The organism is Paenibacillus sp. FSL H8-0104, from assembly GCF_038050215.1.
In the GTDB taxonomy this organism is placed as follows: Bacteria; Bacillota; Bacilli; order Paenibacillales; family Paenibacillaceae; genus Paenibacillus; species Paenibacillus amylolyticus.
In genome coordinates, this window is record NZ_JBBOTC010000001.1 from 2,315,528 (window position 1) to 2,335,858 (window position 20,331).

Sequence of the window (20,331 nt, forward strand, 5' to 3'; positions counted from 1 at the left end):
AAAATGGTAAGTCATTCGGCGCGATTCGGGAAAGCATATGGCCTGTGAAATTGAAGGGTTGAACCTGCTATACAACATATTTAGGAGCCGTACACCGTTATTATACCACAATGTTGTGAATTGTTAACCGTACAGGTGTCTCAACTTCTGCGAAAAGAACCCATAACACCAACCGTTTCCACAATGTTAACAAAAGCGTTTGGATCTGTATCCTTGATAATACGTTTAATTTCAACCAACTCGTAGCGGGTGGTAACGGTCATGAGCATGTCCTTCTCAATATCCGTGTAGGCTCCCTGAGTCTTAATTTTGGTAACTCCACGAGGCCGAACAAGTAATTTTTTTAACATGGCTTCGGTTTCGTTTGTAATAATGTACAGTGTTACTTTGACGTGACTGATATGGATCAGATCAAGCACTTTTCCTGTAATGTAGATGGATACCATCGAGGCCAAGGCTGTATTCCAATTGTCACTCAGGTATCCTGCAAGCATAATGATCGTACCGTTCATACCGGCCATTACTGTACCAATCGGAAAGTCTCGTTTACGCGTGAAAATGGACCCAACAATGTCGAGTCCTCCTGTGGAGCCGCCCACTCGGAAGGAAACGCCAGTGCCCATTCCAATAAGCACACCGCCAAATACAGAACTAAGTAAAGGGTCTGTAGCCACAGCAAAAACAGGCAGAAGCGCAATGAACCAGGAAGTGGCTGCTACCGAAAGAATACTTAATGTAATGAAGCGTCGTCCAAGAATAAACCAACCTGCAATGAGCAGGGGAATGTTAAGAACAAAATACATTATACTAAGATTCAACGTTGTAAAATAACCCAGAAGCATTGAAATACCGGACACCCCGCCGCTTAAAAGCTGATGGGGGACCAAAAACCAGTTGAAGCCGCAGGCAATAGCTGCAGCACCCAAAATGATCACTAAAGAGTGCCAAATTATTTTGGGCAATTTAATCACCTCATTTATATTTAAAACCAGATTGCTGGTAATCTTGAATTGTTTTGTGATATAATAATTTGTGGATATTCTTGAGTAGGAAACTTTTCCTAAATGGAGCAATAAAATTTTGAAATGTTTCAAACACATGTATGTAGTTTTAGTCTTATGTTGGGGACCCATTCATGGAATTATATTCGTTAGTGAAAATAATTCGTCCCGTTGGGATACCCTATAAATATTAACGCTACTTAAGAATACAGACAACAAAGTGGATTGTCCACCATGTCCACCATATAAAAGGAGCATGAATAATTTTGACAAATTTAAACTTTACAGATTTCAATCTTGAACCACTGGTGCTGCAAGCCATCACTGAGCTCGGGTTTGAAGAAGCAACACCGATCCAATCCAAAGCGATTCCTTTGGCACTCGAAGGCAGAGACTTGATTGGTCAAGCTCAAACAGGTACGGGTAAAACAGCTGCATTCGGTATTCCGTTGATCAGCAAAATCTCAAAAAGTGACGAGAAAATCCGCGCCCTTATTATGGCACCTACACGTGAACTTGCAATTCAAGTTGCTGAAGAGATCGAAAAACTCACTCGCTTCAAAGGTCTGCGCTCCCTGCCAATCTACGGCGGACAAGATATCGTGCGTCAAATCCGTGCACTGAAAAGAAAACCACAGATCATCATTGGTACACCTGGACGTCTCCTTGACCACATCAACCGCAAAACAATCAAACTAGATGATGTACAAACTGTTGTACTGGATGAAGCAGATGAAATGCTCGACATGGGTTTCATGGAGGATATCCAATCCATCCTGAAACAAGTTCCAGACGAGCGCCAAACTATGCTGTTCTCAGCAACAATGCCTCCTAACATTCAAAAATTGGCACAACAATTCTTGAACAATCCTGAACACATTTCTGTGATTCCGAAACATGTTAGTGCACCATTGATTGACCAATCCTATATCGAAGTACCTGAGCGTCAAAAATTCGAAGCATTGAGCCGTTTGTTGGATATGGAATCTCCTGAACTGGCGATCGTATTCGGACGTACAAAACGTCGTGTTGACGAATTGGCTGAAGCTTTGCAAAAACGTGGATATTCTGCAGACGGTCTTCATGGTGACTTGTCCCAGAATCAACGTGATGCGGTAATGCGTAAGTTCCGTGACGGTAGCATTGACGTACTCGTTGCAACAGACGTGGCTGCACGTGGTCTCGACGTATCTGGTGTAACTCACGTTGTTAACTTTGACCTTCCGCAAGATCCGGAGAGCTATGTTCACCGTATCGGTCGTACAGGTCGTGCGGGTAAAGAGGGTGCTGCTTGGTCCTTCGTTACACCGCGTGAGATTGATCACTTGCACTTCATCGAGCGTGTAACACGTCACCGTATTCCACGTAAACCACTGCCAACAATGGCAGAAGCGGTTGAAGGTAAACAACGTTTGACAGCAGAGCGCTTGCTGGAAATCGTACAATCAGGCGAACTGAACGAATACAAGGGTATTGCGATTCAAATGCTTGAGCAATATGATTCTGTTCAACTGTTGTCGGCTGCACTGAAGCTCCTGACAGGTGACAAAAAGGATGCTCAAGTTGATCTGACTCCTGAAGATCCAATCCGTGCAAAACGTCGTAAACCAGATGTTCGCTCAGGCGGACGTAAACCATCGGGTTACAGCGGCAACCGCACAAGTGGTAGCGGCGGCAGTGGTGGTGGTTACAACCGCGATCGCAACAGCAGTGGCAGCGGACGTGGCGGTTACAACCGTGATCGTAACAGCGGCAGCAGCACTGGCACTGGCGGTGGAAGCAGAGAAGGTGGTTACAACCGTGACCGCAAACCGCGTCCAAGCAGTAACGAAGGACGTCGTCCAGCGAAAGATTCTTCTTTCGAGTAATATAAACGTATGATCTGAAAAATGGAGCGGGCAACTGCTCCATTTTTTTATTTTCAAAGTGACTGCATCATTTTATTTTACTATCATAAGCGGCCAGAAGCGCTAGCTAAGGACAATGACGATCTCTTTTCGGGAAGTACTGGCTTTTCCTATCTATAATAAGGTATATTAATATTAGACTTCAGGTAATTCGCAAGGCTGCAGAGGAGGAGAAATGTTTGGAATTTAAAGGAGCTATGGGTGGGATCTACCGGCTTACAGAGTGGATTACGAGACTGGCCGCAACCAATCTGTTGTGGGCTATTTGTTCGTCTCCGTTCTTGTTTTTCTTGATTATGAAACTGCTCGTGATGCAGCAGAACCTCGCAAACGAATCATTGCAAATGAACTGGGCTATAGCTATTGTGGCACCGCTTACACTGTTCCCGGCGACTTCGGCGCTGTTTACGGTTGTTCGTAAATGGAATATGGGCGATACGGATGTACCGATCTTCCGTACTTTCTTTGTAGGTTACAAGGAAAACTACAAGCAAAGTTTAATTGGGGGTATTTTTTACACACTGCTATTCGCGATTATGTATCTGGATTATACAGTGTACATGACTCAGTTCCGCAATATGCAGCTCGTGGGAATCATCATGTTAGTACTGCTTCTCTTGTTATTTGTATCACTCTTTAACTTTTTCTCGATGGTTGTACATTATCATATGTCCATCGGACTCATTATCAAAAACGCGGTATTGCTTACGCTGATCAGACCATTCCGTGTATTTTCCACATTGCTGGGAAGTGGATTGCTGTTCTACATCGGTTTCCGTTATCCGGTCTTGTTTGTTTTCTTCATTATCAGCATCATTGCCTGGTTTGCTTTCTTTAACTTCTACGCAACCTTCAACAAGATGCAGGAGCAGATGGAGAAGATGCAACTCAAGAAGGAAGAAGAGGAAGCTGCTGCACTGGCTGAACAATCAGCAGAGAATGGTGAAACACCTGAGCCATCAGACGACAAAAACATTACATTGCAAAAATAAAACATGATGAATCGCCATTTACTTTTTACACAGTTAGGGATATAATAATTGTACATCCTGCGATGTACGTTTCGGTTATTCGTTGTTTTGAACCAATGATGATGTCTTCGGGAGATCAACACAGAATGTTGCTGAAAAGCCCTGTCTATACGACATGGGGACTTCAAAAAGCATTTTTGCGGTCACCCACCTGCCAAGCAGGTTCATAAGACAATGTAGCCGGACGGCATAGGCGGGTTCCTAAATCTTCATGTACAGCACCCTGACTTTTCCTCTACAAAAGGAATTTCAGGGTGTTTTTAAGTTGTGATGAATGTTTTTGATTGGTTTTATGATAAATATGATGCTTGCCCTTTTGTTACTACTTGAACAATGTTACACTAAGATACATAAATGGAACGGTTACAATCAAAGGAGGAAGGGTCTTGACCTTAAAGAGAACGCTCGTCGGTATCATCCGCAGCATGGAGGGGACCAGCGATCGAGCCAAGGATCCCAAATTAAAAACACGGTATTATAACTTATCCAAAGACAGAGCCTGGGAAGAGGTCTCTTCGACACTCAAAAAGATTCCGGGTTATAAAGTGCTGCATGAAGTGCCTTCTGTTGGAGAAGTTATTCTGGAGAAGCGGACTACCTTTGGACGGACGATGGATATTACAGTTTCCATTATCTCAGTAAGTCCTGTTCGAAGTGCGGTGGATATGTATTCAGCTTCACGTGGTTCACTTGGAGACTTGGGTTCCAATTATCGCACGATTATGAACTTATTCTCTGTACTGGATAAAAAGCTAAGCAAGTATAAAGCAAATGATTGAAATAGATGATAAATAACAAAAAGCGAGTGAAGGTTAACCTTCCTCGCTTTTGTTCTGAACGTATGATAACTTCTACAGCAAAGCTTTTACAGCAGCAATCGCTTGTTCGAAGTTAGGGGAGTCTGTCATTTCAGGCAAATACTCCACATATGTAATCCGGTCTTCGGCATCCAAAACAAAAATGGAGCGCATGTCGAGTTGGAATTCTTTGATCAGAACGCCGTAGTCTTCACCGAAAGAACGTGTTTTGTAGTCTGACAATGTAACTACGCGGTCAACACCAGCTGCTCCACACCAACGAGCCTGAGCAAAGGGAAGGTCAACACTGACTGTCAAGACAACAACATTGTCTCCGAGTTCTCCAGCTTCCACGTTGAAACGACGAGTTTGCGCATCGCATACGCCAGTATCCAGGGAAGGGACAACGCTGATTAATTTGATTTTGCCTGCGAAGTCTTTCAGGGAAGCATCCTCAACCAGGTTCTTGCTCAGTGTAAAATCAGGTGCTTGATCGCCCACTTTCAGTTCGGGTCCGATCAATGTAATAGGGTTGCCTTTAAATGTGGCTGCGCCTGTACGTTCTTGTGTCATAATAATGTTCCTCCTTATAAATTGGTGATCCGTGCCAAAATCCATTATAATCTTTTATGAAAGGCATTGTCCAATTCGGACATGTACCATTACGATGGATCAGAGATGTAAGTCCGATCTGAACAGGGTGGAGTGAAAGAAGAAATTTATGATATTTATTCGCTATGAGAACTGGAAAGGTTATTTGAAGTATTTCCCTTTGACGTCGCTTTTTTTAATTGCCAATGTAGTCATGTTTATTGTGTTAACGGTGAACGGTGGATCAACGAACAATATGGTGCTGCTGAAATTCGGGGCACTTACGAATCATGAACTGTTCGCGCATGAATGGTGGCGTTACATTACATCCATGTTCCTGCATGCGGGCTTCGGTCATTTATTGTTTAACAGCTTTGCGTTAATCGTATTTGCTCCACCGATGGAGCGGTTGCTCGGGTCGGTAAGGTATGGTGTATTGTACCTGGGTGGTGGTGTATTGGGTAATATTCTTGCTGTTGCGTGGTACAACTCGGTTGGGAGTATTACCATCTCGGTAGGTGCTTCAGGAGCGATCTATGCCGTCTATGGTGCATTCCTGTATGTAGCGCTGTTCCAGCGAACGATGATGGACGAGGCTTCGCGCAAAACGATGTACACATTGCTTTTGTTCGGGATCATATTCTCCTTCGCCATGTCAGGCATCAACTGGATGGCTCACCTTGGCGGATTGTTGGGTGGATTCTTTATTTACGGACTGTTGATCAGATTGTGGAAACCCCGCAGCTTAAAGCGGTAGTCAGAACGTTCTCAAGATGGAATACAGTCAAGGATAAGTAGGGTATAACAGATTGGAGCGATCAGGCGAGTGGAATTAAGACAGTTGCATTACTTTTTGAAAGTGGCACAGAAGGAACATGTAACACAGGCTGCTGAAGAGTTGCATGTGGCACAGTCGGCGGTGAGTCGTCAGATTCATCAGCTGGAAGAAGAACTGGGCGTGGACCTTTTTATGCAAAAGGGACGAAACCTGCAGTTGACTGCAGTGGGGCAGCTTTTTTGCAAACGAATTGAAGGTATATTAAAAGATTTGGACAAGGCAGTTGGGGAAGTTCATGAGTTTCTGGACCCGGAGCATGGAGAGATTCGAATTGGGTTTCCGCATAGCCTGGGAATTCATCTCATTCCTTCCGTGGTGGCTGCTTTCCGTCAGCGCTACCCCAACGTGAAATTCAGATTCAAGCAGGGGATGTTCCCTACGCTGATTCGTGATGTGTTATCCGGAGAGGTAGACTTGGCATTCATTTCTCCTTTTCCAGAGAAGCATGATCAAGTAGATGGCGATATTGTACTCACGGAAGAATTACATGCTATCCTTCCTCCTAATCACCCGTTAGCTGGTGAAGAGACAATTGCGCTTGAACAGCTCAAGGATGATAAATTTGTATTGTTTAGCAAAGGTTATTCTCTTCGTCCTATTGTGTGGCATGCCTGTCTGGAAGCTGGTTTTACACCCAAGATCGCTTTTGAAGGGGAAGAGACCGACACCATCCGCGGATTGGTCGCTGCGGGCATGGGGGTCAGTCTACTGCCTGAGATGGCGTTATTCCAGACGAATCCGTTGCAACCGGCACATGTGGCTATCTCCCATCCAAAAGTAACGCGAACTATCGGGTTAATTCATCGTGCGCATGATAAACTGCCGCTGGTTGCTCAGTCCTTTCGTTCATTCTTGCTTGATTATTTCGGTTTACAACAAAACAATACCCCATCCGATTAACGGTGGGGTATTGTTTTTTGTTTTTGTTGTATTAAGTATCCAATTAATCGCGGCTGTTGAAGATTCCGATGTAACGAATCAACTCAAGCAGTGAAATCAACGCTGCAGCAACGTAAGTCAAGGCTGCGGCATTCAGAACTTTTGCAACACCTTTTTCTTCTTCATTACGGATGTACCCTTCGGATACCATAATCTCTCTAGCGCGATTACTTGCATTGAACTCAACCGGTAAAGTGATGAGTTGGAATGCTACAGTTACGGAGAAGAAGATGATACCGATACCTACAAGATTCATGGCATTGAAGATGAATCCTGCAATTAACAGGAATGGAGCTAATCCGGATGCAAAGTTCACAATTGGGAAGATTCGGTGACGCAGTGCCAGCATCGGATAACTTTCTTTATGCTGAATGGCGTGGCCAACTTCGTGACACGCTACCGAAACAGCTGAGATTGAGTTTTCGTAATATACTGGTTCTGATAAACGTACAACCCGATTGATCGGATCATAGTGATCAGAGAGTGTACCACGTACAGGTTCAATTGGAACATCGTGCAGGCCGTTAGCATCAAGCATCTGGCGAGCGGCATCGTAACCAGTCATTCCGTTCTGGTTCGGAACCTCCGACCAACGTCTAAACGTACCTTTAACGCGAAATTGCGCCCATAAAGAGAGCAAAAAGGCGATAATGATCAATACGAACATACCGTTATTAAAACTCATATTCATTCCTCCGCTTTCTAAGAATAAGCTACATCATGGTGTTCTCAAGCAAGATTTTTAGTGCCTCCATTGTACCGGCACTTTTGGTGAGGAGTCCTGCCATCATTTTACGTGCTTGTACAGGTTTCATCTCTCCAAGTAGCGGTTTGAGTTCGTTAACCTCTCGCTCAAGTTGTTGTACGTGAAGTTCCAATGTTGTCAATTTGCTGGCAACTTGTTCTTCTGTACTAACCAGACGCCACTTCTCAAGAGATTGCTTAATCTCGTCGAGACTATACTTCTCTTGTTTCATCTGTACAATACGTTCAAGCCTCGTTAAAGTTTCATTACTATAGAGACGATAATTTTTTTGTGTACGTTCTTCGGGAGCGATTAGTCCAAGCTTTGTGTAATAATCAATCGTCCGTTCACTAACACCAGCGGTCTTGGCGAGTTCGCCAATCCGAAAAAGTTTCATATCCCCAATGATATTCACCTCGCTTGCAAGTTCAAATGTAGGGAATTGTAGTTTCCACTTGTGAATTTCTAGACTACGCCCATTTTTCTTACTAATAAGTATGATACATGATCTTTAACCGTACAGTCAAACGTTATGCTTTGGCAATCAGCATACTGCATTTCTATATCTATGTACTCATAGAATGTGATTATGTACTTAAGTGCAAGAAAAAGACGTATGACTTTATTCCCAGAAATAATTTTCAATTTTGATGAAAATACTCTTGTCAACTTTCCTCTCTTCTGCTTATAATGACATTAAGAGTTTCACGTTATGTGAAGAAACTTAACATAAGAGGGAGTGGGGTATATGAGAAAGAAATGGTTGGTTTCCATGTTAGTAATGCTTACTTTGTTCGCTTTTCCGGTTAGCGCATTTGCGGCTGCGGAGGGTCCGACTAACATTGAACTTCAAAGTGGTTTGAACTCAGCCTTTACGTTTCTGGCTGTTGTACTCGTGTTCTTGATGCAAGGGGGATTTGCTTTACTTGAAGCGGGTTCAACACGAATGAAGAATGCAGGACACATTGCGGGTAAGACCATCCTGACATTGGGAATTTCAGTTATTGCCTTCTGGGCTTTGGGTTTCGGTCTTGGTTTCGGTAATGGTAACAGCTTCTTTGGAACAACAGGATTCTTCCTGAGCGGTGACAAGATGGCTACTTCCTTCGAATCACTGGCTTTCTCCGATGTTCCACTGACTGTTAAATTCGTTTTCCACCTCGCTTTTGCGGCGGTATCTCTGGCCATTGCCTGCGGTGGTATGGCTGAACGTGCAAAAATGAGCGTATATATTGTATTCGGTACACTTTATACCATTATCATGTATCCGGTTGTTGCTCACTGGGTATGGGGCGGCGGCTGGTTGGCTGAGCTGGGTATGCAAGACTTTGCAGGATCGACGGTTGTTCACTTGACTGGTGCGACTGCAGCATTGGTAGCGACCATCTTGTTGAAACCACGTATTGGTAAATACAACAAAGACGGCAAACCTAACATCATTCCAGGTCACAACCAAGTGTATTCCGTACTCGGGGTTATTATCCTCTGGATCGGTTGGTTCGGTTTCAACCCAGGTAGTACGTTAACGGCCTTGGATGACGGATTCTTTGGTTATGTTGCATTAACTACTAACGTAGCTGCTGCAGCTGGTGGTGTTGCTGCACTGTTGATTTCTTGGGCAGTTCTTGGCAAGTCCGATATTCCTAGCATGTTGAACGGTGTGCTTGCGGCACTCGTTGCAATTACAGGTGCTTGTGCCTTTGTAGAACCTTGGGCAGCTTTGGTTATCGGTGCTTTGGCTGGTGTTATCACATTCTTCACAGCACAGTACTTCGATCGTAAAGGAATTGACGATCCAATCTACGCTTTCTCCGTACACGGTGTTGCTGGTATGTGGGGAGCAATCTCCACAGGTTTGTTCGCTACACCAGAACTTGCTGAGCATGCGGGTGTAGGTCAAGCGGGTCTGTTCTATGGTGGTGGATTCCACCAATTGGGCGTACAGCTTCTCGGTCTGGTAGGTGCTTTTGCCTTCGTACTGGTAATGTCCTTCATTATTCTGGGCGGTATGAAAGCGATCATGGGCATCCGTGTTACTGAAGAAGAAGAAACAATGGGTCTGGATATCAGTGAGCACGGTACTTACGGATACCCTGAACAAATGAAAAATGTAGATTCTAAATCCAATGGTGGTACGTTCAGCTCCTGAGGTGAATGATGCTGAATCATGCTTCAAGGAGGCTGGACATGATGGAACCCATCTCGTATACAAACTATTCCTGGTCTTATCAGGGAATCGATGGTGCGGTGTCTTCTCAAGAACTGCGCCAGGCACGTGTAATATTACAGAACGAGCTCCAGGAATTGTTGTCCGCTTCCTTGTCGCCGATCGAGTGGTACCAAACGGTAAATGAACTGCATGACCGGATTGCACGGAAAGCAGTAGAGTTATGCATTCAGGGGATGGTTGAGGAAGGCTTCGGCCAACCTCCCGTCCCCTATGCCTTTATCGTATTTGGCAGTTCCGGCAGGGAAGAAGCAACGTTATGGAGTGATCAGGATAATGGCATGATCATTAGCGATACTCCGCATGAAGGTAAAGAGGAATATTTTGCTCAGCTCGGACAGCGAATGACGGATGTGTTAGAAGAGCTTGGTTACGCCAAGTGCGAAGGTAAAGTCATGTGCTCTGAGCCACTCTGGAGAAAAACGCTGGCGTCATGGAAACAACAATTAGCAGATTGGAGCTCGGATCTGAATTGGGAGCCTGTTCGTAATCTGATTATTGCTTCAGACATGCGTTTTGTTGCAGGTGAGCAAAGTCTGGCGGAGGAATGGATCACGAGTTTTTATGAACAGTTCAGACTGATTCCTGAACTTTCGGATGCGGTTCTTCGCAATACGGTTAAACATAAAGCTACATTAAATGTACTTGGACGTGTGGTCACAGAACGATTTGGTGAACATGCAGGCGGATTTGATATCAAGTATGGTTTGTACATTCCGCTGGTGAACAGTGCTCGTTATTTGGCTTTGCAACATGGAATCAAGGAGTCATCTACGTTAAAAAGAATGGAGAGACTGACTTCACTTGAAGCTGTTCCATTTACATTACTGGATGCATGCCAGCGGGCCTTCTTAGCTGCTTTGAAATTTCGCCGAAGTACACCGGTTGTCATCCAAGGGGATTTGCAACATAGCAGTGGGTTCCTGGATGAGAAACAGATGAAACAAAAACAGATTCATTATGAGCTCAGGGATACGCTCGGGTTGGTACGACGAGTGCATCGTGCTTTGCAAAGACAGTTGCGTTTTGCAGAAAGGAGACGTCCATGAGAGAGCCGGCAAGGGGCAATACAGGATTCTGGAATTCGCTGCGTCAGGGAGGGGTTCCTTCCGCCATCGCTTCCATTATGGGAGCCCCTACGGCGCAACACATGGCGTTTATCCGCTCTATGATGAGAGAACAGCGCAGACCTGAGGTTCTGCATACACCTCTAAATGAGTTGGACGCAGTTGTATTTGATCTGGAAACGACGGGATTTTCGCCCCAGCATGGGGATGAGATTATCTCATTTGGTGCGGTCCGTATACATGGTGGTGTGGTACTGGAAGGGGAGCAGTTCTACACGGTGGTGCAGTCCAAGACCGCAGTTCCGGAACATATTACTGAACTTACAGGTATTACACAGGAGATGACGTTGGACGCACCAACTTTGCTGGAAGGGTTGCATGATTTCATGTCTTTTGTAGGTGGAAATGTTCTGATTGCACACGCAAGTGCGCATGACCGAGCCTTTCTGAATGCAGCTCTGTGGCGGACTTCAAAGGTAAGGCTGACGCATCGTTTAATCGATACGATGATGTTGGCCCGCTGGCTTGAACCAAGCAGGCCGGGGTATGGTCTGGATGAATTGCTGGAATCTAGAGGGATTCCGATCTATGGACGTCACCATGCACTGGAAGATTCAAAAATGACTGCACAGTTATGGTCCTGCTACTTGGAGGACATGACTCGTAAAAATGTGGAGACTTTGGGTGATCTGTATACCCAGCTAAGTCACGCATAACGGAACGGGAAGCAGATTGTATGAAGGCACAACGTGTTGTGCCGGATCCTGCGATTCCTTCAAAGATTCAATCAGATAACCGTTCAGATGCATATGAGATCGCGACCCGCTTGTAAGGTCGGGTGAGCCGATGAGGTACATCTGAAGCAAACCGGCGAAGGCCGGAAGAGCTTGCAAGTCCTCTAAGGAAGGAACAGGCCTGGTCTTGGGATGAGAATGGAAGATACCAATGAGCTTGGGCTCGGAGAATACGCACCGAATCCATTCGGCATCGTCCAGAGTAAAATGGTGCAGCGGGTCAGGTGCTACGTTACGAATGGGCTGAAACCGACTGATTCGTATACCGCCCGCTGCGGTTTCACCCAGCATAACCCCGCAGGCTTCTTGCGGCAGCGAAAGGAACATGTGCTTTGACATCTCTTGTTCTACGGAAGAAGGGATGTAGAAGGCGTTTTGCTGCCCGTGAAGTGCTGCCATTTGTATTCACCCCTCTCTCTTTGGCTCCTGCTATGGCAGGAGTCCTTTTTCATTTTATTTTCTGTGATGCGGATTGTAAAATTTTAAAGGAAAAGGGTACAATAATAAAGAGAACATTTGGGAATCATGTTCTGGTGAACTATGATAGAGCGTGATAAACACTTAGCATGTGCAGAAATTACGGTTTCAGTTTCAATGTGCTAATTATATAAAAGGGTGGCGGGTTATGAAACGAAACATATACATACTCCTTGGTGCTGTCTTGCTGGTTGGTATTGCACTGGCCCAGAATGCGGGTGACGGCATTGCAGCCGTCTTTAAGCAGGAAGAACCCATGCCTACTGAGACGGGACCACGTGCGGGTCTTCTGGCACCTGCTTTTTCTCTGACAGCAATGGATGGAGAGACGTACAGTGTGGGCGGTGCCAAAGATAAGGCCACGTTCGTCAGTTTCTGGGCATCCTGGTGTGAGCCGTGTAAGCAGGAAGCACCAGAGCTGAACAGAATGTCTGCGAAATACAAGGATAAGCTTGACATGTATGGGGTTAATGTAACGTCATACGATAAACTCAAGGATGCCAAAGCTTTTGTGGATGAGTACCAACTGACATTCCCTATTCCCTTGGATGAGAAGGGGACTGTGTATGCTCAATACAATGGGGTGGCTTTTCCAACGAATGTTCTGATTGACTCCAGAGGAGTTATACAGGAGATTGTTCTGGGCATATTACCCGAGAAAGAGTTGGAACGTAAGATTAAAAAGTTAATTGCGAATTAATTTTCATGTAAACAAAGAAGCCTTTGCATCCATGAATCATGGGTACAGAGGCTTCTTTATATTTTCCGGGAAATAAGCGTTAAGAGGTTGTTCAAAAAACGCTTTTTTGAACATGCACTTTAGTGGTTGCTTATCCCATGAGCAGGAATAGGGAGTGAGCCCGGCTCATCCTGTAATTTTTCTTGAAGCAAAGCATAGCGGAAACTGTGAACAAGCGCTTCCCAACTTGCTTCAATTACGTTCTCGGATACACCAACAGTGTTCCATGTGTTTTCCGTATTTTTGGATTCGATCAATACACGAACTTTGGCAGCTGTAGCATCCTTCTCATCCAGAACACGCACTTTGTAGTCCGACAGATGCATGTTGGCAAGTGAAGGGAAATATTGCACCAGCGCTTTCCGAAGGGCGTTATCGAGTGCGTTAACCGGACCATTGCCCTCAGCAGCGGTATAAGCGCTTGTTCCAGCGATATTCACTTTGACAAAAGCTTCAGAAACAACGGATTTACCCGCCGTTTTCTCCACAAGCATTTTGAATGATTCAAACGTGAACAATTCTTTCATGTCACCGTTCGCTTCACGAATTAACAATTCAAGCGAAGCATCTGCACCTTCGAACTGGTAACCCTGATGTTCCAGGTCTTTAATCTTCTCAATAATCTGACGTGAATTGGCACTGCTTGGATCGAACTCAAGCCCCAGTTCCTGTGCTTTGGATACAATGTTACTTTGTCCGGCAAGTTCAGAGACCAGCACACGTTGTTTGTTACCAACCAGTTCAGGCACGATGTGTTCATAGGTACGTGAATCCCGCAGGATGGCAGAGACGTGAATTCCACCTTTATGAGCAAAAGCAGCATTGCCGACATAAGGCTGATTAATCGGCATATTCACATTGGCAATCTCGCTAACATAACGAGCCACGTTTGTAAGTTGTCTCATGGAATCATCAGTAACACATTCATAGCCAAGTTTCAGTTGCAGGTTCGGGATAATGGATGCGAGATTGGCGTTACCGCAACGCTCTCCATAACCGTTCATCGTTCCTTGCACTTGACGGGCTCCGGCTTGTACAGCGCTGAGTGTGTTGGCCACAGCCAGTTCACAATCATTATGTGTATGGATCCCGAGATGTGCATGAGGCAGGCTTCTATGCAATGTGGATACGATCTCGTGCACCTCGTTTGGCATCGTCCCGCCGTTGGTATCACACATAACGAGCCAGTCCGCTCCAGCTTCGTGGGCCTTGGTCAAGACCGCTTGAGCATACTCCGGGTTATGTTTGAATCCGTCAAAGAAGTGTTCTGCATCAAAGATCACTTCCATTCCATTCTGTTTCAGATAGGCGATGGAATCATAGATCATGGACAAATTTTCTTCCAAAGTAGTCTGCAAAGCGGTATGCACATGGAAGTCCCATGATTTACCGACCAAGGTTGCAGCCTGAGCACCAGATTCGATCATGCGCTTCAGGTTGGCGTCTTCACTAGCAACACTGCCTTTTCGGCGGGTACTGCCAAAAGCAACAACCTTTGCGTTCAGGTTTAATTCCTTGACTCTTTTGAAAAACTCAATGTCCTTGGTATTGCTGCCGGGAATTCCGCCTTCAATATAATGGACACCCAGGTCATCAAGCTTCTTGGCAATTTTGAGTTTGTCGTCTGCCGATAAGCTGACACCCTCCCCTTGTGTGCCGTCACGTAAAGTCGTATCGAAGATGGAAATGGCCTTTGACATGAAGATCCTCCTTTGAGATAAAGCGCTCTTTTAAAAGTTTGGATTTTAAGTTAGGAAAAGCTGTTAAGTACGTTAGTGGACGAATCCTTCGATTCGGCAACGCTACACTGTGTTAAACTCAATGCGCTGATTTGTCCTAAAGTCGTCAATTTGTATAATTAATTATTATAGCACCATTATAGCCAAATGCTACATAGAAATCGCAGTTTCATGTAACAATTAACGTATTTTAGAGAAAAAAGAAGGATGTTAATCATAATCCGGATGTATGTTATAATCTATTATTGAGTTTTAATTGTAATATATGGAAGAAAAGGAGGGTTAATTTTGAGTTTTGTATGGGAAAATACGATTATTGCTCTGATCACTTTGATACTTTTTGTGAGTGTAGGCTGGTTAATTATTCGGTCTCTGATCAGATCTCGCAGAAAATAAATGCTCATGACTGAATTAACATAACGGGTTTGATATACTATAGAAGAAAGAAATTCGTTTCATTAATTAGTGTGCAAGAAAGGGCGGGGGTTCATGATGTCTTCAGGCGGCAATCCTCCAGCAAATGTGGATCAATATTACCCTGCAGCCGGACGGGTAATTCTGCATGTCGATATGAATGCTTTCTACTGCTCTGTACATGAAGCCGAGGAACCAGATTTATATAGAGGAAAAGCAACGGCCGTTGCGGGCAGCAGTGAACTGCGAAAGGGTGTAATTGTAACCTGCTCATATGCCGCTCGTAATCGAGGCATCTCAACAGGTATGGTTGTGCACCAAGCCATGAAAAAGTGCCCTGATCTCATTGTGATACGTCCTGATTTTCATTTATATCGTCAATATTCAAGAGCCTTCATGCAGATTGCGTATAGTTATACGCCTCAACTTGAGGCGACATCCATTGATGAATGTTATCTTGATATTACAGGTTCAAGGCAATTCGGGAATCCAATGGAGATTGCGGAGAGCATTCAGCGGAGAATCAAGGATGAATTGGGGCTGCCATGTTCCATAGGCATTGCGCCCAACAAATTACTGGCGAAAATGGCTTCGGATCTGAAAAAACCTAACGGTATCTCCATTTTACGCATGAGGGATGTACCCCGGATTCTTTGGCACAGACCATGCAACGAGATGTTTGGCATTGGCAAAAAAACGGCTGAAAAGTTAAAAAAACTGGGCATTGAAACGATTGGTCAATTGGCCAAGTCGGATGAGAACATGTTGACCGAACTATTTGGAGTTAATGGAGCATGGCTCAAAAATTCCGCAAATGGCATTAACCATTCCGCAGTTCACGCGGAACGTGAGGCCAATAAATCCATTGGGCATACAACCACTTTACCGGCGGATGTATCGGATATGAATGAGATTCATCGGGTGTTCCTCAATATAAGTGACCAGGTAGCCAGAAGGTTGCGTAAGCACGAAATGTTCAGCCAGGGTATTCAGATTACAATCCGGACACCGGATATGAAGACAATCACTCGATCACGTCTAATGGAAGTTCCTACGGAGGATGCAACGGTCATTTACCGTGAGGCCTGTAAACTATTTGAGAAGCATTGGGGTAGTGGCAAGCCTGTACGCATGCTGGGTGTGACACTTCAAAACCTGATTCCAAGAGAGGAATCCGCTGTACAGATGGACTTGTTCGAATATGAGCAGAAGCCCAAGAAGGACAATCTGATTCGGATTATGGATCAGTTACGTGATAAATTTGGTGAGAATGCTGTTGTGACCGCGGGCATGCTTGGAGACGATCCTTCCGTGCTGCTTCGTAATCATAAAGTGCGCGGTACTTCCCTGCAAAAAGATAACTTGCAAAGTCTTGATTAAATAAGGGATAATAGAGACTTGTGGTTGCAAAATGTTTGTAATTATCCTTACTTTGTATTAATATGTTTCTAGATAAAAACACTGTACGTTTTGAATTTTAGGAGGAGAGAATGTAAATGAGTAAATATACTTGGGTTGAAAAAGACACATGCATCGCATGTGGCGCTTGTGGAGCAACGGCTCCAGACATCTACGATTATGATGATGAAGGTTTGGCTGAAGTTATCTTTGACGGCGATGCTAACCATGGTGTCAAAGCTATTCCAGACGACTTGTTTGACGATATGCAGGATGCATGCGATGGCTGCCCTACAGATTCAATCAAAGTAGCGGACGAGCCTTTCAATAAAGAAGGCTAAGTATCTCTCACATGAACATAGAGCACTTTCTTTTGTCTTAACGACAAGGGAAGGTGCTTTTTTTGCATTCATTTAACTGTGATTATCTGACTATGGATCAAGGACGAACATTGTCGAACCCCCTTTTTTCCACCGGGTACTCAAGTCCTATGGATTCAACGCCTGGTTATGCCGATATATAATGATATACGGAAAAAGGCGAAATAGTGGAGGATCGGATGCAAAATACTCATCTAAGAACATATGTCAAGAAACATCCCGACAATAAAATGGCTTGGTACTTGCTCGGAAAGGAGTATTTGGGCGAAGGACAGGAGGCCAAAGCCAACTATTGCTTTCAGCAAGCGGGCGAGGTTTATGAGGCATTTGAACGCAGTAAAGCTCCTGCTGACATCTGGGTAGACTATCAGGATAAACTGGTGGAAATGTCTGAGCAAAAGGAGAAAAAACAACGTAGACGCAAAATGTGGCTTACATTGTTAATGCTGCTTGTGCTGGCAGGTCTGCCACCTGCGGACGCTCCGGGTTTCAGTCGTGAAGCAGCTGACGCACTGTCAGCAGCACTGGAATCCACAGATGACATCGAAGCGCCTGTAGAAGCGGATAAACAGGTTGGAACTGCATCCATTGCTCCAAGCAATGTGTTCACTGCTGCGGCATTTGGTGGAGGTAATCATGGCGAGGCTGCGCTCGCAGCTGCCTGGTCCGGGTCTGGCCCAAAAGTAGAGACCTCTGCTGTACTGGGTATGCAAACCTCAGATGACTGGTCTTTATGGAAGCGAAATATGCCTGTGAAATACATAGTACAAACCAATACAAGCGGGAAATTAACTGCACAGAGTTATGATGCCAAGCAATGTAACTGTGAACCTCCTGAAATTACACCGAAAATCAAAAAGATGGCCTTGGCGTGGACCGCCAAGCAGGAAGCAGCTGCATCATTATCAAGTGCAATCGTTGCCTATCGCAAAAAAAATGACGCTTGGCCCAAGAGTGTAACGCAAATGGCTCAGCCATTTCCGAACAATATTCTGGGAGAGACTGCGTCAGGGATGACCGAGATGTTTCCGAAGCTGTTAGCTTTGCATCAAGGAAAGGCACAGGAAGGGAAGATCGATTCGAGTAGTAAAGAGAATGGTTCAACGACTTCGAATTCGTCTCAAGGCAAAAATACCGCTTTTGCAGATACGCTGGGAGGTCAGCCTTTTTTGCAGGAACCGCTGGAGATTGTCATTGATAAGGATAGACATAAACTTGCATTAATCAGTGGGGATACCATTATTCGTATGTATGATGTGGGACTTGGCGGTGATCGAACACCGGAGGGATCATTTGTCATTACAGATAAAGTGGTCAATCCGAATGGACGCTCGAACGGGGAGTTTGGAAGCAGAGGTATGCAACTCTCGAATACGAATTATGCCATCCACGGGACCAACGAGCCAGACAGTATCGGACTGGATGAGTCCCTTGGATGTGTGAGAATGCGCACAGGAGATGTAGAAGAGTTATTCGCTCTTGCTCCGCAAGGCACTCCGGTACGCATTGGAGAAGATGTACTGCCAGATCTGACGCTTGTTCCAGAAGCAAAGCAGCGTTATCAGCATACACTTGTTCCAAAGCAAAATAATCCGAACAAAACGTATCACTGGCTGAATTGATCTGTTTGATATGTAGAATCAGATGGATTCAGCCTGAATCATCTACATGTTGGCAATAATGATAAGAGCACCAATGATGATGATCAGGCCGCCTACACTGGCTGCTGTCCATGCAATGGCTTTGCGATTCACTTCTTCTTTCTTTTGCTGTAATGCAGGTGGTTTACGTTTGGGAGCCATGAGTTATTCCTCCTTATTTGGAATAGAACTGGTGTAGAGTAACCATGCTCTCATTGTAAAGAATTCAACTCGTCATTTCCAGTGGGCGGGTGGATTTCTTGTGAGCATTTTGTATTATTCGATTTGTGCTGTCTATGCGCAAACTACTTTCCTTTTTAATAAGAAACAGATAAACTTGTGAGTAGAGTGTTTTTTTACATATGAAAAGACGGACAACGGCTTTTTGGCGTACCGGACCAGAACGGAGTGAGTGATTTGTTATACAGAAGTCTTGCTAAACCTTTGTTGTTCAAAATGGACCCTGAACAGGCCCATCATCTGATTATTGGCGGCCTTAGTGGCGTGGGTAGCATCCGTCCAGTTCCTTCCGGACTGCGTGTGATGTACGGCGTTCGTGAAACGTCTGATCTGGGTGTTGACATGTTTGGGTGTCATTTCCCTACACCTGTTGGTCTGGCTGCAGGTCTGGACAAAAACGGGCAGGCCGTAACGGGCTTTTCTTCCATCGGATTTGGATTCATGGAAGTGGGAACCGTGACACCACTTGCACAACCTGGTAACGATCAACCACGGCTGTTCCGTTTGCCTCCAGATGAGGCGTTGGTGAACCGAATGGGCTTCAACAATCTTGGTGCGGAAGCCATGGCAGGTGAATTGGCACGTCTACAGGATCGGCGTATTCCAGTGGCTGTTAACATCGGCAAGAATAAGGCAACTTCTAATGAGGAAGCTCACCTGGACTATTCGAAGTGCATTCAGGCACTATACGATTATGCTGATCTATTCGTGGTTAATATCAGTTCACCAAATACACCGGATTTGCGTAATCTGCAACATGGGAATGAATTGAAGGAACTGCTCGCTGCGGTTATGAACGAGATGAACGTGCAGCATGCACGAGCGGGCGGAGCGACCAAATCCGTTCTGGTGAAAATTGCACCGGATGTGAATGATCAGGAACTTGAATATATGGTTCGCACAATTGCAGACAGCGGTGTTGCTGGTATTATTGCAACGAACACAACCATCAGTCGTACAGGACTTTCCCACCAACATGCGAAGGAAACAGGCGGTCTGAGCGGTAAACCTCTACGTGACCGTTCAACGGAGATTATTCGCCAGATCTATCGCCAGACCGAAGGCAAACTTCCGATTATCGGTTCAGGTGGCATTTTCACAAGTGAGGATGCATACGAGAAAATTAAAGCCGGAGCAAGCTTGGTCGAAATATATACAGCATTGATCTATGAAGGACCTGAGGTGAATCGGCGCATTCATGCCGGACTGCGTGAGTTGCTGCGCAAGGACGGTTATCGTCATATCTCTGAAGCGGTTGGTGCGGAGCATCGTTAAGAAGGAATGTGAATCCCCGGAATGAAAATATAGAAGCATGGGAAGAGCGTAAAATGGTTCGGGACTCTTCCCCCCACCAAACATCATGTATA

At 45.1% G+C, this 20,331-nt stretch carries 20 protein-coding genes and 1 other RNA gene; 14 read left to right on the plus strand and 7 right to left on the minus strand.

Annotated features, from left to right (window positions below; translation table 11 throughout):
• Positions 1 to 140 precede the first annotated feature (140 nt).
• A complete protein-coding gene (locus tag NST38_RS10530) occupies positions 141 to 962 on the minus strand; it encodes a YitT family protein (RefSeq protein WP_036609659.1) in 822 nt (273 codons plus the stop codon).
• 305 nt (positions 963 to 1,267) lie between these two features.
• Between NST38_RS10530 and NST38_RS10535 the strand changes: the two genes are divergently transcribed.
• From NST38_RS10535 to NST38_RS10550, 4 genes are all read left to right on the plus strand, one after another.
• Positions 1,268 to 2,869, plus strand: a complete 1,602-nt coding sequence (locus tag NST38_RS10535) for a DEAD/DEAH box helicase (RefSeq protein ID WP_340389993.1) — start codon at positions 1,268 to 1,270, stop codon at positions 2,867 to 2,869.
• Positions 2,870 to 3,087: 218 nt separating this feature from the next.
• Positions 3,088 to 3,900: a YesL family protein gene (locus tag NST38_RS10540; RefSeq protein WP_036609655.1), complete on the plus strand. Its 813-nt coding sequence runs from the start codon at positions 3,088 to 3,090 to the stop codon at positions 3,898 to 3,900.
• A gap of 51 nt (positions 3,901 to 3,951) precedes the next feature.
• A non-coding RNA gene (gene ssrS, locus NST38_RS10545) (6S RNA) lies at positions 3,952 to 4,143 on the plus strand.
• Between the two features lie 182 nt (positions 4,144 to 4,325).
• Complete coding sequence (locus tag NST38_RS10550; RefSeq protein WP_017689382.1) at positions 4,326 to 4,718, plus strand: DUF1499 domain-containing protein; 393 nt, start codon at positions 4,326 to 4,328, stop codon at positions 4,716 to 4,718.
• 72 nt (positions 4,719 to 4,790) lie between these two features.
• On the opposite strand, the gene tpx is transcribed toward NST38_RS10550, so the two are convergent.
• Positions 4,791 to 5,309 carry a thiol peroxidase gene (gene tpx, locus NST38_RS10555; protein ID WP_036609653.1) on the minus strand — a complete coding sequence of 173 codons (519 nt, stop codon included), beginning with the start codon at positions 5,307 to 5,309 and terminating at the stop codon, positions 4,791 to 4,793.
• 148 nt (positions 5,310 to 5,457) lie between these two features.
• Here tpx and NST38_RS10560 point away from each other — a divergent pair, with 148 nt between their 5' ends.
• Together NST38_RS10560 and NST38_RS10565 are read left to right on the plus strand one after the other, a co-directional pair.
• A complete protein-coding gene (locus tag NST38_RS10560) occupies positions 5,458 to 6,084 on the plus strand; it encodes a rhomboid family intramembrane serine protease (protein WP_036670140.1) in 627 nt (208 codons plus the stop codon).
• A 69-nt stretch (positions 6,085 to 6,153) separates the two neighbouring features.
• Positions 6,154 to 7,065: a LysR family transcriptional regulator gene (locus NST38_RS10565; RefSeq protein ID WP_036609648.1), complete on the plus strand. Its 912-nt coding sequence runs from the start codon at positions 6,154 to 6,156 to the stop codon at positions 7,063 to 7,065.
• Positions 7,066 to 7,108: 43 nt separating this feature from the next.
• Here the strand turns inward: NST38_RS10565 and NST38_RS10570 are convergent, their stop codons facing one another.
• Both NST38_RS10570 and NST38_RS10575 read right to left on the minus strand, forming a co-directional pair.
• The gene (locus NST38_RS10570) at positions 7,109 to 7,789 is read right to left on the minus strand and encodes a zinc metallopeptidase (RefSeq protein ID WP_036609646.1); all 681 of its coding nucleotides are present in this window, start codon (positions 7,787 to 7,789) and stop codon (positions 7,109 to 7,111) included.
• Between the two features lie 28 nt (positions 7,790 to 7,817).
• The gene (locus NST38_RS10575) at positions 7,818 to 8,246 is read right to left on the minus strand and encodes a MerR family transcriptional regulator (protein WP_017689377.1); all 429 of its coding nucleotides are present in this window, start codon (positions 8,244 to 8,246) and stop codon (positions 7,818 to 7,820) included.
• A 351-nt stretch (positions 8,247 to 8,597) separates the two neighbouring features.
• On the opposite strand from NST38_RS10575, the gene NST38_RS10580 reads away from it, so the two are divergent.
• From NST38_RS10580 to NST38_RS10590, 3 genes are read left to right on the plus strand one after another with little or no spacing between them, the layout of a single operon-like run.
• Positions 8,598 to 9,998, plus strand: coding sequence for an ammonium transporter (locus tag NST38_RS10580; protein WP_341343956.1), 1,401 nt, complete (start codon positions 8,598 to 8,600; stop codon positions 9,996 to 9,998).
• Between the two features lie 41 nt (positions 9,999 to 10,039).
• Positions 10,040 to 11,125, plus strand: coding sequence for a DUF294 nucleotidyltransferase-like domain-containing protein (locus tag NST38_RS10585; protein WP_445933725.1), 1,086 nt, complete (start codon positions 10,040 to 10,042; stop codon positions 11,123 to 11,125).
• Positions 11,122 to 11,859, plus strand: a complete 738-nt coding sequence (locus NST38_RS10590) for an exonuclease domain-containing protein (RefSeq protein WP_017689374.1) — start codon at positions 11,122 to 11,124, stop codon at positions 11,857 to 11,859. Before NST38_RS10585 ends, NST38_RS10590 begins: the two co-directional genes overlap by 4 nt.
• On the opposite strand, the gene NST38_RS10595 is transcribed toward NST38_RS10590, so the two are convergent.
• A complete protein-coding gene (locus NST38_RS10595) occupies positions 11,845 to 12,336 on the minus strand; it encodes a M67 family metallopeptidase (RefSeq protein ID WP_100529307.1) in 492 nt (163 codons plus the stop codon). The genes NST38_RS10590 and NST38_RS10595 overlap by 15 nt on opposite strands.
• 226 nt (positions 12,337 to 12,562) lie before the next feature.
• On the opposite strand from NST38_RS10595, the gene NST38_RS10600 reads away from it, so the two are divergent.
• Positions 12,563 to 13,114 carry a TlpA family protein disulfide reductase gene (locus NST38_RS10600; protein WP_341343958.1) on the plus strand — a complete coding sequence of 184 codons (552 nt, stop codon included), beginning with the start codon at positions 12,563 to 12,565 and terminating at the stop codon, positions 13,112 to 13,114.
• 119 nt (positions 13,115 to 13,233) lie between these two features.
• Here the strand turns inward: NST38_RS10600 and cimA are convergent, their stop codons facing one another.
• The gene (gene cimA / locus NST38_RS10605) at positions 13,234 to 14,853 is read right to left on the minus strand and encodes a citramalate synthase (RefSeq protein ID WP_076326940.1); all 1,620 of its coding nucleotides are present in this window, start codon (positions 14,851 to 14,853) and stop codon (positions 13,234 to 13,236) included.
• Between the two features lie 531 nt (positions 14,854 to 15,384).
• On the opposite strand from cimA, the gene NST38_RS10610 reads away from it, so the two are divergent.
• The 3 genes from NST38_RS10610 to NST38_RS10620 all read left to right on the plus strand — a co-directional run bounded on the left by NST38_RS10610 (position 15,385) and on the right by NST38_RS10620 (position 18,706).
• Positions 15,385 to 16,686, plus strand: coding sequence for a DNA polymerase IV (locus NST38_RS10610; protein WP_076249898.1), 1,302 nt, complete (start codon positions 15,385 to 15,387; stop codon positions 16,684 to 16,686).
• Positions 16,687 to 16,802: 116 nt separating this feature from the next.
• Positions 16,803 to 17,045 carry a ferredoxin gene (locus NST38_RS10615; RefSeq protein WP_017689369.1) on the plus strand — a complete coding sequence of 81 codons (243 nt, stop codon included), beginning with the start codon at positions 16,803 to 16,805 and terminating at the stop codon, positions 17,043 to 17,045.
• 218 nt (positions 17,046 to 17,263) lie between these two features.
• Positions 17,264 to 18,706 carry a L,D-transpeptidase family protein gene (locus NST38_RS10620; RefSeq protein WP_341343959.1) on the plus strand — a complete coding sequence of 481 codons (1,443 nt, stop codon included), beginning with the start codon at positions 17,264 to 17,266 and terminating at the stop codon, positions 18,704 to 18,706.
• 42 nt (positions 18,707 to 18,748) lie between these two features.
• Here the strand turns inward: NST38_RS10620 and NST38_RS10625 are convergent, their stop codons facing one another.
• Positions 18,749 to 18,886 (minus strand): hypothetical protein, encoded by a 138-nt coding sequence (locus tag NST38_RS10625; protein WP_017689367.1) that lies wholly within the window; start codon positions 18,884 to 18,886, stop codon positions 18,749 to 18,751.
• Between the two features lie 255 nt (positions 18,887 to 19,141).
• On the opposite strand from NST38_RS10625, the gene NST38_RS10630 reads away from it, so the two are divergent.
• The gene (locus tag NST38_RS10630) at positions 19,142 to 20,239 is read left to right on the plus strand and encodes a quinone-dependent dihydroorotate dehydrogenase (protein ID WP_341343960.1); all 1,098 of its coding nucleotides are present in this window, start codon (positions 19,142 to 19,144) and stop codon (positions 20,237 to 20,239) included.
• Positions 20,240 to 20,331 lie beyond the last annotated feature (92 nt).